18 protein-coding genes are annotated in these 17,222 nt (G+C 31.4%); 10 read left to right on the forward strand and 8 right to left on the reverse strand.

The features are described 5' to 3' along the window. Nucleotides 1-1,400: 1,400 nt before the first annotated feature. Genes proS through thiD form a run of 3 tightly spaced genes read left to right on the forward strand, consistent with a single transcriptional unit; the run spans nt 1,401 to nt 4,226 of the window. A complete protein-coding gene (gene proS, locus ACKI44_RS03405) occupies nt 1,401-2,807 on the forward strand; it encodes a proline--tRNA ligase (protein ID WP_407421543.1) in 1,407 nt (468 codons plus the stop codon). Nucleotides 2,808-2,816: 9 nt separating this feature from the next. Further along, nucleotides 2,817-3,488, forward strand: coding sequence for a 2-phospho-L-lactate guanylyltransferase (cofC, locus tag ACKI44_RS03410; protein WP_407421545.1), 672 nt, complete (start codon nt 2,817-2,819; stop codon nt 3,486-3,488). A gap of 3 nt (nt 3,489-3,491) precedes the next feature. After that, complete coding sequence (gene thiD, locus ACKI44_RS03415) at nt 3,492-4,226, forward strand: bifunctional hydroxymethylpyrimidine kinase/phosphomethylpyrimidine kinase (protein WP_407421547.1); 735 nt, start codon at nt 3,492-3,494, stop codon at nt 4,224-4,226. Between the two features lie 28 nt (nt 4,227-4,254). Here the strand turns inward: thiD and ACKI44_RS03420 are convergent, their stop codons facing one another. From ACKI44_RS03420 to ACKI44_RS03435, 4 genes are all read right to left on the reverse strand, one after another. Then, nucleotides 4,255-5,001: an ABC transporter ATP-binding protein gene (locus tag ACKI44_RS03420; protein WP_407421549.1), complete on the reverse strand. Its 747-nt coding sequence runs from the start codon at nt 4,999-5,001 to the stop codon at nt 4,255-4,257. Between the two features lie 9 nt (nt 5,002-5,010). Next, nucleotides 5,011-5,751, reverse strand: coding sequence for an ABC transporter permease (locus tag ACKI44_RS03425; RefSeq protein ID WP_407421551.1), 741 nt, complete (start codon nt 5,749-5,751; stop codon nt 5,011-5,013). A gap of 99 nt (nt 5,752-5,850) precedes the next feature. Further along, complete coding sequence (locus ACKI44_RS03430; protein WP_407421553.1) at nt 5,851-7,992, reverse strand: heavy metal translocating P-type ATPase; 2,142 nt, start codon at nt 7,990-7,992, stop codon at nt 5,851-5,853. 21 nt (nt 7,993-8,013) lie between these two features. Beyond that, entirely contained in the window at nt 8,014-8,280 is a 267-nt protein-coding gene (locus tag ACKI44_RS03435; RefSeq protein ID WP_407421555.1) for a DUF6110 family protein, read from the reverse strand. A gap of 355 nt (nt 8,281-8,635) precedes the next feature. Between ACKI44_RS03435 and ACKI44_RS03440 the strand changes: the two genes are divergently transcribed. Further along, the gene (locus tag ACKI44_RS03440; protein ID WP_407421557.1) at nt 8,636-9,580 is read left to right on the forward strand and encodes a CPBP family intramembrane glutamic endopeptidase; all 945 of its coding nucleotides are present in this window, start codon (nt 8,636-8,638) and stop codon (nt 9,578-9,580) included. A gap of 40 nt (nt 9,581-9,620) precedes the next feature. Here ACKI44_RS03440 and ACKI44_RS03445 read toward each other — a convergent pair whose 3' ends face one another. Further along, entirely contained in the window at nt 9,621-9,950 is a 330-nt protein-coding gene (locus ACKI44_RS03445) for a carboxymuconolactone decarboxylase family protein (RefSeq protein ID WP_292798269.1), read from the reverse strand. Nucleotides 9,951-10,398: 448 nt separating this feature from the next. On the opposite strand from ACKI44_RS03445, the gene ACKI44_RS03450 reads away from it, so the two are divergent. Beyond that, complete coding sequence (locus ACKI44_RS03450; RefSeq protein WP_292819514.1) at nt 10,399-10,809, forward strand: C-GCAxxG-C-C family protein; 411 nt, start codon at nt 10,399-10,401, stop codon at nt 10,807-10,809. Nucleotides 10,810-11,018: 209 nt separating this feature from the next. Here ACKI44_RS03450 and ACKI44_RS03455 read toward each other — a convergent pair whose 3' ends face one another. The 3 genes from ACKI44_RS03455 to ACKI44_RS03465 all read right to left on the reverse strand — a co-directional run bounded on the left by ACKI44_RS03455 (nt 11,019) and on the right by ACKI44_RS03465 (nt 12,881). Further along, entirely contained in the window at nt 11,019-11,795 is a 777-nt protein-coding gene (locus ACKI44_RS03455) for an ion transporter (RefSeq protein ID WP_407421559.1), read from the reverse strand. An 18-nt stretch (nt 11,796-11,813) separates the two neighbouring features. Continuing rightward, nucleotides 11,814-12,668 carry a TMEM175 family protein gene (locus ACKI44_RS03460; protein WP_407421561.1) on the reverse strand — a complete coding sequence of 285 codons (855 nt, stop codon included), beginning with the start codon at nt 12,666-12,668 and terminating at the stop codon, nt 11,814-11,816. Between the two features lie 81 nt (nt 12,669-12,749). Next, a complete protein-coding gene (locus tag ACKI44_RS03465; protein ID WP_407421563.1) occupies nt 12,750-12,881 on the reverse strand; it encodes a hypothetical protein in 132 nt (43 codons plus the stop codon). Between the two features lie 779 nt (nt 12,882-13,660). Here ACKI44_RS03465 and ACKI44_RS03470 point away from each other — a divergent pair. From ACKI44_RS03470 to ACKI44_RS03490, 5 genes are all read left to right on the forward strand, one after another. Continuing rightward, nucleotides 13,661-13,996 (forward strand): ArsR/SmtB family transcription factor, encoded by a 336-nt coding sequence (locus ACKI44_RS03470; protein ID WP_407421565.1) that lies wholly within the window; start codon nt 13,661-13,663, stop codon nt 13,994-13,996. Nucleotides 13,997-14,006: 10 nt separating this feature from the next. Further along, a complete protein-coding gene (locus ACKI44_RS03475) occupies nt 14,007-14,387 on the forward strand; it encodes a putative zinc-binding protein (RefSeq protein ID WP_407375292.1) in 381 nt (126 codons plus the stop codon). A gap of 10 nt (nt 14,388-14,397) precedes the next feature. After that, nucleotides 14,398-14,793 (forward strand): hypothetical protein, encoded by a 396-nt coding sequence (locus ACKI44_RS03480; RefSeq protein WP_407421567.1) that lies wholly within the window; start codon nt 14,398-14,400, stop codon nt 14,791-14,793. Beyond that, nucleotides 14,794-15,606 (forward strand): 4Fe-4S dicluster domain-containing protein, encoded by an 813-nt coding sequence (locus ACKI44_RS03485; RefSeq protein WP_407421569.1) that lies wholly within the window; start codon nt 14,794-14,796, stop codon nt 15,604-15,606. Between the two features lie 474 nt (nt 15,607-16,080). Further along, a partial coding sequence (locus ACKI44_RS03490) for an ATP-binding protein (RefSeq protein ID WP_407421571.1) occupies nt 16,081-17,222 on the forward strand: 1,142 nt, incomplete at its 3' end.

Consider the following 17,222-nt stretch of genomic DNA (forward strand, 5'->3'; position numbering starts at 1 on the left):
AATAATAAACTTTACATATTTAATAGCAATACCTCTTTCAAAAACTTGGTTGATTTGAAATTCTTTGATGACATTTAATTTTGATTTTTAAATTCTATTTAAAAATAGTTAAATTTAATAAAAAGGTAATTAAAAGTTTTTATTATGCAAAACCAAAAAACAATTACTCCAAAAGTATTTTAGACGTTAAACAATATATATTTTGTGATTCTGATGACGGATTTGTACTTTCAAGCCCACAATTTGTGAAATTATTCAAATCTTGTAGAGAACTTTTTAAACCTTTTAATTTGAGTTTTAAAAAGGATATTCTGTATTTTAAAATGAATTTTGCTCGATGCCATTATTGTAGTTCTCAAATGTTGTTAAATATGGTTTTACCAATAGGAAATTAATATTTAAAGAAATTGGAAGGACAGATGTGAAAGTTCAACGTTATAGTTATAAACATTGTAATAAAAACAGTAATTTTACTAACAAATTGAAAATTGAATCAGAGCATTTAATTTCTGATTATCTTAGAAGCTTGAAAAATGTTTGTAAATCTTTTAAAAAGTTTTTTGGAATTAGTGTTCTCATCAAAAAATTGAAATTGGCTTTTTGTTAATGAAAATAATTTAAAGTTTGATTTTGGTCGTTGCTCGGGTTATTATGTCTTTGACGTTCAATGAGTAAAAATTAATGGAAATTGGAAATATAGGTATACACTGATGGATACAGTTTCTAATTATATTATAGCTGATGCTATTTTTGATACTTAAGATGAAAAGACCATTACTAAATTTTTAAAAGAATCAACAGCAAATAAGAATAAAATTGCAATCACCACCTATTTGGATAAAAATTATTCCTTAATCATACCAGAACTAGGTTTTAAATATAAATTGTGTATTTTTCATACTAAAAAAAGTTTAAAAAACAATTAAAAGATTTTAAAGATAAACTTGCTTTTCGGATGAAGAATATGACAAATACATCAACAACTCAAGATGATTAAAGATTTATTTGATCTAGAAAATTATGATGAAGTAAATAAAGAATTACAATCATTAATTTACCTCGAAAATGAATTTCATCCTATAATTTATAAAATAAAAAGAAAATCAATCTTTCCAAGATATAAAAACTTCATTTATCACATAAAAGATAAGAAAATAGAAAAAACTAGTAATAAACCTGAATGCTTTTCAAAAAACAATGCCAAAATCCAGAAGACGAACATTCAAGACTATACAATGCCTTTTAAAATGAATATATCGCAAAGATTTAAGTTGGAATGAAAATCGAAAACAAAATTTTGAAAATCAACAAAGTTTTTGAAAGAATCCAGAAAAAATCAACTGCATAATTTAATACTAATCACAAACATAAATTAAAACATATTAAAATTTATAGGTGATATGGTGGAAAATTTTAGTGAATGGTTTCATGACATTTTAGAAGAAGCAAATATAACAGATTCAAGATATCCTATTAAAGGAATGGCTATATGGATGCCATACGGATTTAAAATAAGAAAATACATGCTTGAAAAAATTAAGGAATTGCTCGATAAAGATCATGACGAAGTTTTATTCCCACTACTTGTTCCTGAAGCAGAGTTAGCTAAAGAAGGAGAACATGTAAAAGGGTTTGAAGAAGAAGTTTATTGGGTTACAAAAGGCGGAAAAAACGACTTGAACGAAAATTTAGCCTTAAGACCTACAAGTGAGACTGCAATCTATCCGATGTATGCTTTATGGATCAGGTCACACATTGATTTACCTATCAAATATTATCAGGTAGTTAATACATTCAGATACGAAACAAAACACACTAGACCGTTAATTCGTGTCCGTGAAATCACTACATTTAAAGAAGCACATACTGCTCATGCAACCAAAGAGGAATCCGATGAGCAAATTGAAGACTTCATTGAAATTTATAAAGAGTTTTTTGACAGTTTCGGACTTCCTTATCTGATTTCAAAAAGGCCTATATGGGACACTTTCCCAGGAGCAGACTACACCATGGCTTTTGATATAATCATGCCGGATGGAAAAACATTGCAAGTAGGTACAATCCACAATTTAGGCCAGACTTTTGCAAAAACATTCGACATTACCTTTGAAGATAAGGATGGTGAACATAAATATGTCTATCAGACCTGTGCAGGTGTATCTGACCGTGTTGTTGCTTCAATTATCGGAATTCATGGTGATGAAAAGGGTTTACGCCTTCCACCAATAGTTTCACCTAACCAAGTTACCATAATTCCAATCCTATTCAAGAAAGGAAAAGAGGAAGTAATGGCAAAATGTGTTGAGATTAAAAATGACCTTGAATCAGCAGGCCTACGCGTTAATATCGATGACAGAGACATAAGACCTGGTAAAAAGTTCTACGATTGGGAACTTAAAGGAACTCCACTAAAATTGGAAATCGGACCTAGAGATTTGGAAAACAACATTACAATAGCTATGAGAAGAGACGACGGTGAAAAAGTCGAAATTGCACTTGACGACAATTTAGTAGACAATGTTAAAGACCTGCTTGAAAAATACGGTGAAAATCTCTCAAAAACTGCATGGGATTTCCAGGCCGAACATGTTAAATTTGCAGAAAATGTGGATGAAATTAAAGAATTGATTGAAGCAGGAAACGTTGTTTCATTCAACTGGTGTGGAGATGAGGAATGCGGTAAAAAGATTGAAGAAGAAACCGGTTATGACATTTTAGGAATCCATAATGATGCAGAAGACGGTGCAAAATGTATCTTAAGCGGTGAAGATGCCAAATATCTTGCATTAATTGCCAAAACTTATTAAGGGATTAAAATGGATGACATTTACGCAATAATACCTGTCAGTAAATTTAAAAATGCTAAAACCCGTCTTTCCCCTTTTTTAACAGAAGAGGAAAGGGAAGGGCTTCTAAAGGCAATGCTTCATGACGTTACAGACACATTGAAAAAATATGTCGATAAGATTTACATCATAAGCAGAGACGAGGACGTTTTGGCATATGCTGAAAAGTTAAATTTAGGCACCATTCTTGAAGATGAAAACTCAAATTTAAATAAGGCTCTAAAGCAGGCGATGAAATACTGCAAAGGAAAAGCCAAAAAAATAATTATCGTTCCTTCAGACGTGCCGTTAATGGGCAAAACCAATGTTCAGATGCTGATTGATGCATCCAAAAGTCTTGATTTTATTATTGTTCCTTCAAAAGGAGGAGGAACAAACATGATAATCATGAAACCTATGGCGATACATACAAGATTTGAGGGTTTCAGCTATAAGGAGCATGTACAGGCTGCAGAGAGGAAAAAACTGAATCCTCAGGTTCATGATTCATTCTTTATGGCACTGGACGTTAACACTGCCGAAGATTTAGGGGAAATAATGATTCATGGCGAAAAGACCCATACAAGAAAATACCTGAAGGAACTGAAAGTTAACGTTGAGCCTTTCCGTGGAAGCGAACGTTTAAAAGTCACAAGAGGCTGAATCATGGTTGTAATGTCAATTGCGGGCGTTGACCCTTCAGCAGGAGCGGGAGTTTTTGCTGATTTAAAAACATTTCAGGCACATGGCGTTTACGGATGCGGCGTAGTTACTGCATTAACTGCACAGAATCCCTATAAAGTGTTTTCAGTTAAACCTATCGATGCCGGTTATGTGGAAGAACAAATTGATGCCGTTTTGGATGCATATGACGTTACATACATTAAAACAGGCATGTTATACTCACCGGAAATAATTAAGCTTATCGCTAAAAAGATAACGGAATATGACTTAAAAGCAGTGGTTGATCCGGTTATGGTTGCAACCTCTGGCGGAGACTTGACCAAAAGTGATTTGGCAGATGCATTGAACAGGTATCTGCTTCCAAAATCAATTTTAACCACACCGAATGTTGAAGAGGCTGAAAAGCTGACTGATTTTAAAATTTCTTCTAAAGAAGATGCGATTAAAGCAACGGAAAAGATTCCCTGCAACTCCCTGATTACCGGCGGGCATTTGGACGGAATCAACACAATGAATATTGACGGGAAAATCACAATTGAAAAGCAGGAATTATTAAAAAGTGATAATCTCCACGGAACAGGATGTAACCTCTCATCAGCAATTGTTGCTAACCTGGAAAAAGGTTTTGATATAAAAACATCCTGCCTTAAATCATTTGATTATGTTTATGAAGGCATTGAAAATGGAGATTACGGTACTCTAATAGCTAAATTATAGTAAAAAAAGTTAAAAAAATAGCTTAAAGCTATTCTTCCATATCAAGTTTTTCGACGATAGATTCCTGGATTTTTAAAAATTCCTGAGAATCTCTTTTTCTTGGCCTTTCAAGACCAACTTCAATAACTTCAGCGATTTTTCCAGGATTCTTATCAAGCAAAACTATTTTATCTGCAAGGTAAACCGCTTCATCGACATCGTGAGTTACAAAAACGATTGTATTTTCAAATCTTTTCCAGACGCCTATCAGCTGTTCCTGAAGCTTGTGTCTATTTTGCATATCCAATGCAGAAAACGGCTCATCCATAAGCAAAATAGGTGAATGGTTTAACAGAGATCTGATAATTGCGACCCTTTGTTTCATACCTCCTGAAAGTTCATGAGGATAGCTATCTTTAAACTCAAGTAAACCTACACTTTGAAGATATCTTTCTGCAGCCTGAATATTTTCCTCTTTTGAACCACCTGAAATCTCAAGACCAAAGGTAACATTTTTTAAAACAGTCAACCAAGGGAATAATGAATACTGCTGGAAAATAACTGCCCTGTCTCCAGACGGCTTTTCAACCAGCTCCCCATTAGTGATGATTTCACCGGAAGTAGGGTGGTCAAGACCTGCAATTAAACGAAGAAGAGTTGTTTTTCCACAACCTGAGGGACCGAGCAAACATACCAATTCGCCATCATTAACCGTTAAGTTAATATCTTCCAAAACAGATAAATTCTTTCCTCTTCCGTCAAAGGATTTGTTAATATTTTTAATTTCAATTGACATTCAAAACACCTACCAGAAAATCCTTTTTTGTGCAAGTCCAAAGACATAATCAAGAACTAAGCCTATTAATCCAATAACTAACATTCCCACAACAGTTGTACCTGTATCAAACAAGTTTGTAGCGGTCAAAATCATATATCCCAAACCACTGCTTGAACCGATCATTTCTGCGGAAATTGTACACATCAAAGCAATTCCAACACCTACCTTAAGCCCAGAAACAACATACGGGATAGCAGAAGGCAATATTACTCTTCTAAGGACATGCCAATCATTTGCACCTAATGTCTGAGCAGATTCAATCAGTACCTTATCCGTTCTTTTCACACCGTCAAGAGTATAGACCAGAATCGGGAATACACAACCCATGAATATAATAAATACTGCAGGAATGGTTCCGATTCCAAACCATAAAATTGAAAATGGAATCCATGCAACAGGAGGTATTGGCCTTAAAACACTGATTACAAATGATGCCAAATCTTCCAAAGTCTGATACCATCCAAGAAGAATACCTAAAGGAATAGCAACAACTGATGCTAAAATTAAACCGGAAAATACTTTAAACAATGTATCAATAGTATTTTTAACCAATTTTCCAGATTCTATAATATTAATTGCAGAGTTTAACACATCAAGAGGACTTGGCAACACATATGGTTGAACTAAATTAAGACCATCAGTAATAATGTGCCAAAAAATTATAATTGCAATCGGTAAAATAAATGGTAAAATCTTTCTTTTATTCATCACATCACTTTACTAAAAATTTTATACAAATAAGTTTGAATTTTATAATATTAAAAGGTTAAGAAAAAATAGAAAAAAATGTAGAAAAATATTCTACATTTATACTGCGTCCGCCACTTCTATAGCTTCAACTTCAATATCTTCGTTTTTAGTATCATCAAGGACGGATTTGGTACTTAAAGCACCAAATAACATTGTAGATAAATTGTGCACCATTGAAGATGTTGATGGTGAAATTGCACCGAATACTCCTAAAAGAAGCAGGGTACCATTTACTGCAATGATTCTGTGGTAATTTGTATTGATTTTATCAAACATACCGACACTTAATTTTCTCAAGGTTACCAAATCATGCAAATCATCTGATAAAAGTGAAATGTCTGCAACTTCACGGGCTATATCAGAAGAGTTCTTCATGGATACTGATACATCGGCAGCCGCAAGAGCAGGTGAATCGTTAATTCCGTCACCGACCATTATAACGGTTTTGCCTTCAGCTTTCAGTTCCTCAACAATTCTGGATTTATCTTCAGGAAGAACCTGTGATTTGTATTCAGTGATTCCTAAAGCTTCAGCACTGGATTTGGCACCGCTCTCACTGTCTCCGGTAAGCATTATGACATTTTCAATGCCTAAACTTTTAAGCTCTTCAATGACATATTTTGCCTCTTCACGAACAGGATCATCTATACAGATAAGACCTTCAAGTTTACCGTCAATAGCCATGTAAACTACGGAATGGTCTTCAACTTCTTTTTTGATTTTCTTTTCCTGTCTTTTATTGATTTTAATTCCTTCATCATCAAATAAGAAGTGTCTGCTACCTATTACAACGCGCTTATCATCATAAGTGGTTGCAATACCGTGAGCTACAATGTATTCGACTTCACTGTGGTCTTCCTCATGCTTGATTCCCTCTTCTTCAGCATGCTTTACAATAGCTGTTGCAATACTGTGGGCAAAGTGCTCCTCAATACATGCGGCCATTCTCAGGATTTCTTCTGCAGTGTATCTTTTTGTCATTGGGAAAACATGAACGACCTTTGGAGAGGCATTCGTTAAAGTTCCGGTTTTGTCAAAGACTATTGTATCTGCAGTTGCATACTTTTCAAGGAATTTTCCTCCTTTTACCATCATACGATTATCTGAAGCTTCACGCATTGCAGATATGATTGATAAAGGAGTGGTCAGTTTGATAGCACAAGAAAAGTCAACCATCAATACGGACAGTGCCTTTGTAGCATTTCCAGTGAATAGATAGGTTAATGCCGTTGCAAGTAAACTGTAAGGAACAATTGAATCAGCCAATCTTTCAGCCTTGCTGTGTGCATCGGCCTTTAAATCTTCGGAGTTTTCGATTAAATCAATAATCTTGTTTAATCTTGTCTCCTTGTTGATTGAAAATACTTCAACAATGAGATTTCCCTCTTCGATTACAGTTCCTGCATGTACTGTTTTACCAGACATTTTATGTACGGCCAATGGTTCTCCAGTCATTGAAGCCTCATTTACCATAGCTTCGCCGTCTATTACCTTACCGTCCACAGGAATTACATCTCCCATGTGGATTTTGATTTTATCTCCTTTTTTGACTTCAAGAGCAGGACGTTGTTCTTCACTTCCATCTTCAGTTACTACCCATAATGTATCAATGTTTAAAGCCAAACTGTCTTTTAAAGTACTTTTAGCTTTTTGTACAGTGTATTCCTCCAATTCATCTGAAATAGACAATAGGAACATCATTGAACTGGCCGGTGCAAGGTCCCTCATATATAAGGCTCCGGCAACAGCGGCCCCATCAAGAAGTGCAACATCAATACGGAAACTGGTTAAACTGTCCAAACCTGCCCAAATATATTTTGAAGCACGTATAAGAGTTAAAATATTTTTAATCCTGATCGGTAAAAATATTCTTCCAAAAATCCGGTTTCCAATCATTTTAAATAATTTGAAAATGAATTCTTCAGTGATTTCTTTTGAAACCTGAAGCTGACTAGGTTCTGCTTCAACCAAATCATCCATCGTGATTGAATTCAAAATATTGAAGATTTTACTTTTATTTTTCACATCATCATAGTAAATTAAGATACTTCCATTTCTATGGGATGTGTAAACCTCATGGATAAAATCGTTTTCCAAAAGTAATGAAGCAAGACCATAGCCTTCCTCTTTAGTGAAAGCCCATTGGCCCGAACGAACCCTTAAACGGGTTCCCTTATCATACATTACTCGATATTTCATTTTTCTACACTACCGGAAAAACTATTCATCATCTTCAACGTAGATTTCTTTTTTTACTTCAGCGTTAGCATCAACAACAATGTCTTCTGCGTCTTCTTTCATATCTTGGAAACATTCTTCTGCATCTTTTTTAGCAGACATTACAGCAGCCATACTTTTGGTACAGGTTTCTTTAAAAGCATCGGATTCTAATATTTTTTTACCGATAATAGCTGTTGCGATTCCGCCAGCAAAAATTAATGCATGTTTATGTTTCATTACTCTTTCTACATATTCATTATTTTTCATATTATTATCTCCCACGAATTTTTTTTCAAAAAATCATATTGGAATTTAAAAAATCCAATAACACATATATTTTTGTTGACCCCAATATATAAATTATTAGGTATGCCTAAAAAAAGCATTTTTAAGCACACGTAAATTTTTTCTCTTGTTTAAATAATACATTGGATAGTATAATATTAAATAATAAGCGATATATAAAATATTCGAATTTAATAAATTTTTAGGTAAAACAAAGAATAATTATTAGGTTAAACTTAATTTAAATTTACGTGCATCAAAAAAAAATTTAGTAAAACCAAAAAATTTAATAAATATGAAGTCAAATATAATTTACATTATTCGAAATGGTGTATATATGAACGAATATAAAAAAGTATTTTCAAAAATTGGTTTTAACTATCTGCTTTTGGCCATGATTCCAATATTTTTTCAAATAATAATAGCAAATACTATTGCACTTTGGGATATCAATCAGCTGCATAACGGCAATAACCAGATAATAATCTCATCAGCATGCAACTATATCCTAGTGCTTCCAATTTTCATATATCTGATGAGAAAAATAGATTCAACAGACATTGATAAGAAAAAGCTTTCCATCCAAACAATAGCCAAATATTTCTGTGTTGCATTAACCCTAATGTGGGCTGGAAACCTTATAGGGCTTGGAATCACTGCATTAATCGGACATGCAACCACAATCGAGATAATAAATCCGATAGAACACCTGATTCAAAACACGAACATTTATGTCAATGCCATAATAGTAGTTCTTCTTGCACCAATATTTGAAGAATTATTCTTTAGAAAGCTTCTGATTGACAGAACTATAAAATATGGTGCAAAACTGTCAATACTTTTATCCGCATTATTATTTGCATTATTCCACGGAAATTTAAATCAATTTTTCTATGCATTCTTCATAGGAGGATTTTTCGCATATGTCTACATAAAAACCGGAAATATTAAGTATTCAATAGTACTGCACGGATTTGTTAACTTTTTAGGATCAGTAGTGAGTGTATTTGTCACCTCATCAGCACAAAACCTGGTAAAAGGCATGTCAATGGCCAACACAGGAGACATTGCAATAATAGGAGGATATGCACTAATATTGGCAGTTGCATGGATTGTCGGATTAATCGCAATACTGACAAATTACAATAAAATTGAGTTGAATGATTCGGCCCGAGAAATATTTCTTGAAAAACCCTTTTCAACAGTAATGATAAATATAGGAATGATCTGCTTTATCATATTCCATATTTTTAAGATAATAAAATCTTTAAATCTAATATAATTAAAAAAAAGTAAATAAAACTTCAAAATTAATTTGAAGTTCAATCCATAGTTTCTAAAACACTATTTAAGATTTGTAATGATTTTGAAAATGCAGGCATACCTGAAGTCAATAAAACAACTCTTAAAACATCGACGATTTCATCTTTACTGATACCTAACACTTCAATTGCACTTTTTATTTGTTTTTTGGTTGCTCTTGGATCTGCACGTGAAGCGGTAATTCCAATAGCAATTAATTTTTGAGTTTTGTAATCAAGGATTTTACCATCCCATACAGTTTCGTTCAAATCAGAAACAAGTTCATATAATTCGGGATATTGATCTTCAAGTTCACGAATACCTTTTCCATAATATACATCGCCTTTCATATTTTAACCTCTCCAAATAATACTTAATTAATATTTTAAGTTTCAAGTTATATATAATTAATAGCTATTTTTTCTTTTCATTTAACAGTTGATTTTGACATTAACATCAGCCATTTGAGATTTGAAAATTGCTTTGAAAAACCCTGCTATATGAGTTGAATCAAGTTTGATTTTCAATATCTCTGGCGTTAAATGTCAGCAGCTCACCAAATGAAAGTTTTGAGAATTAACTTTGTTTAAACGAAATGTTCGTATTTTTATAGGGGTTCTTCATATAAATTAAAGAGTTTTAAGAGGCAAAATCGATAAGTATCGGAATTATTTTATATGTTCTGTCTGAAAATTTCTAAATCCTTGAAACATATGAAACATGCCTAGTAGGTAATGCCCGTAGTGCCATCCAGTTAATGCTATACATTGATAAGTCAAAATAATTAAATTATAATATATGAAAAATATAGAAAATGCTATTCAATTATTTGAAAACGGATATGTGTGTTCACAAGCGGTATTTGCAACATTTTCACAGAATTTAGGTCTTTCAGAAGAACAAGCCTTGAAAATCGGCGCATGCTTTGGCAGAGGTATGCGTAAAGGTGAAGTTTGCGGTGCTTGCACAGGTGCACTAATGGCATTAGGCCTTAAATATGGTGATAGTAAAACCAAAAGCAATGAAGTGTGTGAAAAATTTTTAGATGAATTTGAAAAGGAAAACAGATCATATATCTGTAGAGAGTTACTTAATTGTGACATTAGAACCGAAGAAGGTGTTAAATACGCATTGGATAATAATATATTCAAGGAGTTTTGTCCAAAAATGATTGAATCTGCAACTAAAATAACTGAAAATTACCTATAGATTTATGGTGTAGGTTAACTTTCAAAAATTTAATAATTACAGAAAAATAAATTCCCTATCCTAGTTTTAGTTCTGGAATTTGATAATCATGCGAACTATATCATACGTTTTATACGAAATGTTCGTATTTTAGGGTGTCTATATGAGGACAATTCGATATTTACAATCTGTTTAGAGAATTTTTAGAGGAATAAAGAAAATAGTTAATATTATTTATTTTTAATCAATTTTTTTAGTTCCACTATTTCACGTTTTAATTCAGCATTTTCATCGTGTATTGATTCTAATTCCGTTTTCAATTCATTTATTTTATCATCTTTGTTTTCATTTTTAAGCAGTCGATTTGTGAAATATGATGATATTGCAGCTGTGATTGTGGAAAATACAAAAACGCCTACAATTATCATGACTATTGCAATTAATTTTTCATCAAATGTTTTAGGTGTAACATCTCCATACCCTACTGTTGCTAAAGTCACTATTACGAGATAAAAATCGTCAAATAAATCATAGGTTGGTCCCCAAAGCCATAAAACTACAGTAAAAATTAGTATTGTAAAGATTATTACTCCAATAATCTTATCCAAATGTGTGGTTTTGATGAATGTCTTTAAGATATTGAAAAAGCGGGTGAACAATGCCATTATGCGTAGTAATTTTAATAGTTTAAGATATCTTATGATACTTATTTGTGGAATTATTATTGGTAAGATTGCATCAAAAGGAATTGAAGCGATTAAATCAACCCAATTTCTTTTTTGTTTTAAAAACTTACTTCTTGGTTTAGAATTATATAACTCTATAATCCATTGAGTTAAAAGAATCAAACAGGTAAAAAAATCAAAGTTATAAATGTATGATTCAACATTAGCAGGCAATTTTAAAAAAATCGCAACAGTTATCAGTATGATGTCAACTACTATTAAAATATTAATCAAAATAGCTATTGACTGATATTTGGTCATTTCTTTCCCGAATATATTCAAGTTCAACACCTAAACTAATTAATATTTATTTTTTATGTTAAATAATCTGTCTCTAATGATTGAAATAAAAGGAAGTGTCACATAATAATAAATGAGGTTTCCAGAATATAAACAATCAAGGGTAGTTATGGAAACAGTCATTAAGAATAGCATGATAAATGTACGGTAAGTATATTTTCTTTCTTCTTCAGATATTTCTGATTTGAGGAATTCTCTATTGTCGGCATATTTAAACATTAAAGTAAATATTAATAATGTTAATGATAGTGTAAAACCAAATACGAAGTTAGCTAATCCAATTACTGAATTTGAACCAAGTATAAATGTTGCAATTGGCAGAAAGGTAATTAAAGCTAAAAACATCATGCTTAACCATACATACACTAAATTAACCCTTGTAACTTCAAGGAATTGATGATGATAAATCCAGAATGTAGCAAGGATGATGAAACTAATCATTGCAGTTCCGACAGTTGGAAGAAGCGTCCAAAGAAGATCTAGAAGACTACCTTCAAGTGTAAAATCTACCTGCGGAATAAGAATTTCGACCATAAGCAAAGTCATGTCCATCCCATAAATCCCATCTACCAAATCTAAAAGCCTGCTGGGACTTATATCAATATCCGTTTGGAAATCTGATAGGAATTTTCTTAAAGTAACAAATCTTTTTTTATTGTTTTCATCTTCATTTTCTTGTGTAAGATTAACTTCCGGAACTTCTAATCCTAATTCTTTTTTAAACTCATTAATCTTATTTATGGTTTCAGGATTATTACTATTATTCAGGTATTCAATTTTTGAATCACACTCTGCCCTTAATTTATAAAGTTCCAAATAGTCCTCTTCATCTATTTCATCATCAAGAATTACCACTTTAATGCCTATGTTATCACCCGAGATTATGTTTTAATTAAAGGTTCTGGTAGTAGATTTATACCAAATAATGTTTTATTTTTATTTCCAGTCAGCATCTGCAGTAATCACTGCACAGTTTACAATAGCATTATGTTTTGCAAATATTTCTGCTATTTTAGTGTCAATATCGGCAGAAACATAAGTAATGATAACAATTTTACCATCTAACATTTTTCATAAATGTCGGTAGTTTTTCAATAAAATATATTTAATTAATATTATATAAATAATGTTATAAAATATAATATAATGCCTAAAAATATGAAATTTTAAAATAGAATCTTGAAAATTAATATATGATATTCAGATTATTACATATTTGATTTTTTTCAGTTGGTTTCACATTAACAGTGAACCTTAGATATCACATCCCCATTATTTTGGCTATATTGATGCTTGCAGTAACGGATTTGGGCGGATTCAATTCCTGCTTATGAACTTGTTAAATATCCATATATTTTAGAAATAACTTGCCTATTCCGGGATATGAAGACATCCTCATGGGAATTGCACTTGGATATGAATCAGATAATCTATCAGCGAATATTAATCCCCAAGACTGGACTTAGATGAAATATTAAAAATTAATTAAATTTTTTTTATTTTTCTTTTTTTGTGATTACTGTGAAAAATCGATAAGTACAAGAACTATTTTACTAGTTTTATACGAACATTTCGTATTTTTTTTCAAAATAATTTGCCTAATTAATTAAATTTTGTATTTGAGAATATTTTCGTAATTTATTAATGATTTTTCTCAATTTTTTTTCTTTTATTTTTCCTATAATAATCACTAACATTTGGTATGAATAGGATTACAACTAATTGTATGTATTAGTTAAAATGAATGTATATTGATAGAATTCTGTCGTTAATGTTATCTGATTGACTAATAATTATAAAGATAATATATCGATACATTTAAATATATCAATATAATATTATTATACATGGCAGTTGAAAATAGTGATGAATGTTGTGAGATAACCTATTCTGTTGAAGATTTAATTAAAACATTGCCTTCAGATGAAACTTTAGAAAACCATGCGGCAATATTAAAGTCTTTGGCTGATCCGACAAGATTAAAAATAATATACTTATTGAAAAATGGTGAATTGTGTGTTTGTCAGATATTGGAAGTTATTGATAAATCCCAATCAACGGTTTCTCATCATTTGAACATGATGAAAAAAGAAGGAGTGTTGTCTGCACGAAAACAGGGAAAATGGATTTATTATAAACTGGCCAATGAAGAAATTATACAAAGTCTTGAAAAACTATTATGAGGCTGATAACATGGTCGAAAAGATTGCTTTAGCTTCCTGCAATGGAATGAGTGCTAATGGATTGGTATCTCGCGTAGCAGTTGGGGATTGTAAAAAGGAAAACGATAATATAATATCAATTTGCATGGGTTCCACATCCGCTGACATTGAAGGATTAAACGATGATATGCTAAAAAAATATCCAATCATTGCAATCAACGGTTGCGATAACGGATGTGTGAATAAAATTCTTAATAACAAGGGAATCAACGTTTCTAAAACTGTTGGTGTTGGAGATGTTTTAAAAAAGCATAAAATTTTTTCCACTGACCCTTTCAGATTGGACGACAATGGAGAAAAATGTGTTGAGATTATTAAAAATAAGATCAACTATGAGTTAAAAAATATTTAGAGGAATGAATATGGATTATTTTGATTATAAAGTTTGGGAAAATTGGGCGAATAATAATTATGATGAATTCAAATCCCTTAAAGATGGTGCTAAAATAGCTATGTTATTGCCGGATACGGATAATCTTATAGTTCTTAAAAAAGGGGGTACAATCTCTGTTGTTATTGATGATAGGAATACATTTGAGTTCCCATTTGCACAAATAGCTTTTAAATTTGGTGAAAATACTATAGAAAGCGTTTTGAATGATTCTACATTTAAAACATTTAAAAATCTTACTTTAGCGGATGATATTGGTATTTTATCCTTTGTTGATGAGGCCACATTGAACAGATTTGATTATAGAAATTTTTTAAAGAAGTTCGGTTTTCAAATAGGCTCTGGTTGTAGCTGTGGGTGTTGTTAAATGGCAGATAATTGGAACTTTGATGGTTTGATTCAGAACGTATTGGTTAAATCCAGTAATAATTCTTGTTGCGGGGATATTTCATTTCCAAACACATCAAAAATTGAAAATCCTATAAATCCAATAAATTCTGTTACAAAAGAATTTTTAGAGGATTTTGAAGTGTATTTGAAACAGTTGGGTGTTGTGGAAATAGCTTATGTTGAGGGCATCAAAGATTATTTCTTGCATGGTTTAGATTTTGATTTCAACTCAGCCATTCTATTTTCTTATGAGATTAGCCAATGCATTCATGATGCCGGCGCAGGTATTAAAGCTCAAGAATATAATGATGAGTTATATCGGGATTTTGGAAATTTAACATATAAGATTTCAGATTACCTGAGACTAAGGGGATTTGAAACATTAGTTGCCCATCCTCGTGAAGAAACAATAGATTTTTCACATTTGGCTCAAAAAGCAGGAATGGGGGGCATTGGAAAAAGTGGTTTGCTGATCAGTCCTAATAAAGGCCCCAATCAAAAAATATCGGCCATATTAGTCAATATTAAAAACTTGCCTAAAACCAAAATTAATCCTTATGAATGGATTCCTGATTATTGCAATTATTGTAACTCCTGTGTTAGAGCATGTCCAAATGATGCTTTAGTTTTGGATAAAAAAACTAAAACTGTGAGTTTTATTGAAGATGTATGTATTGGATGTAGTGAAGGCTGCACTGAATGTATAAAAGCATGTCCATTTTATAATAAAGGATATGAGGTTGTTTTTGACAAATATAAAAAAATTAAAATGAAATCTAAAAAAGTATAATATAAATTTTAGCATGTATTATAAATTATAGTACATATTGAATGTACTATAAATTTTAGTATATATTTTACATTCTAAATTTACTTTTTTTATACTATAAGAATTAATCATATATTTTCTATTAAATCAGAAAGTAAATATAGGTATTGTTTGAAATAAAAGCAATTTTATGAAGTCAAAGCAATATTGCAGTGTTAAACAACGCTTTCAAAAAATTTAATTTGAACTGCAGAACAAATCTTTTACTGGAGTTTTAATGATGTGAAAATGATAAGGTTGCGAACTATATCATACGTTTTATACGATTTGTTCGTCTTTTTGGGGAATATGGTTGTAAAAATATTATTTCTTTAAAAGTTGAGGATATCGCGGGGGTAAAATTTTTATATGGTAGTGTACAAATATGTGAACAGTCATTTATAAAGTTGTATACAAATATCAGAACACAAAGGATGTAAAAATTAAGGTTAAAAAATGTTGGATAGAAACGAATTAATATTAAATTATGTTAATGATGAACTGGAATCTGTTCCAAGCACTATAAATTCAAAATTGACCAATCACGGAATCAAACTAAATTCCAGATTGGAATTAAATGAAATTAAAAAACAGATCGATAATTTTATTGAGGATAAATATTCTAATAGATTTATTGTCATACCTGGCCTTCGAGGGGTTGGAAAAACAACAATATTATATCAAACATACGAATACCTATTCAAAGAGAAAAACATTCCATTAAATAACATATTATACATATCTTGTGATGAATTAAATGACATAACGGAATGCAGCATAATAGAATTAGTCGAAATCTATCTAAAAAATAAATTCAACAAAAATATACGCACACTTAATGAAAAAGTATTTCTTTTGATTGATGAAGCTCAATACGATAAAAATTGGGCAGTATCCAATAAAATAATCTTTGACAAATCAGATAACATATTCATGATAATAACAGGTTCATCTGCAATACACTTGCAATATAATGCCGATGCCGCAAGAAGACTTAAAAGAAGGGTATTGACTCCGCTAAACTATAACCAACATCTGAACTTAAAATACAATCAATCATTTAATAATCTGTCTGACAGTCTATGTGAGTTAATTTTCACGGGTAATCCTGAAAATGCTATAAAATACGAATTTGAAGCAAATAAAGCATTGACAAATATTGTGGAATACACCTCTAGTGAATGGGATTATTATTTGAAATATGGTGGATTTCCAACTGTCGATGAAGATAAGCCATTAACCGATGTTCGTGAAGAGATAGTTACAATGACCAACAAGATTATTACAGAAGACATTATGCAGATTAAAACTATAACTTCTGATAATCAGGCAATAGCTAAAAGAATAATCAGGCAATTGGCTCTTCAAAAACCGGGTGAGGTAAGCCAGCATAAATTGTCCAATTACTTAAAGACATCAGTATCCAATGTCAATAATATATTGGATTTGCTTGAAAAGACAGAATTGATATTTCATTGTGAACCATTTGGAGGATCTTCAAGAAGACTTAAAAAACCATGGAAATATTATTTTGCTTCAAGCAGTATCAGACATGCATTATCAATGAAAATAGGAAATACCATGAAAAATTCCGAAGA

The organism is Methanobrevibacter sp., assembly GCF_045646205.1.
In the GTDB taxonomy this organism is placed as follows: Archaea; Methanobacteriota; Methanobacteria; order Methanobacteriales; family Methanobacteriaceae; genus Methanocatella.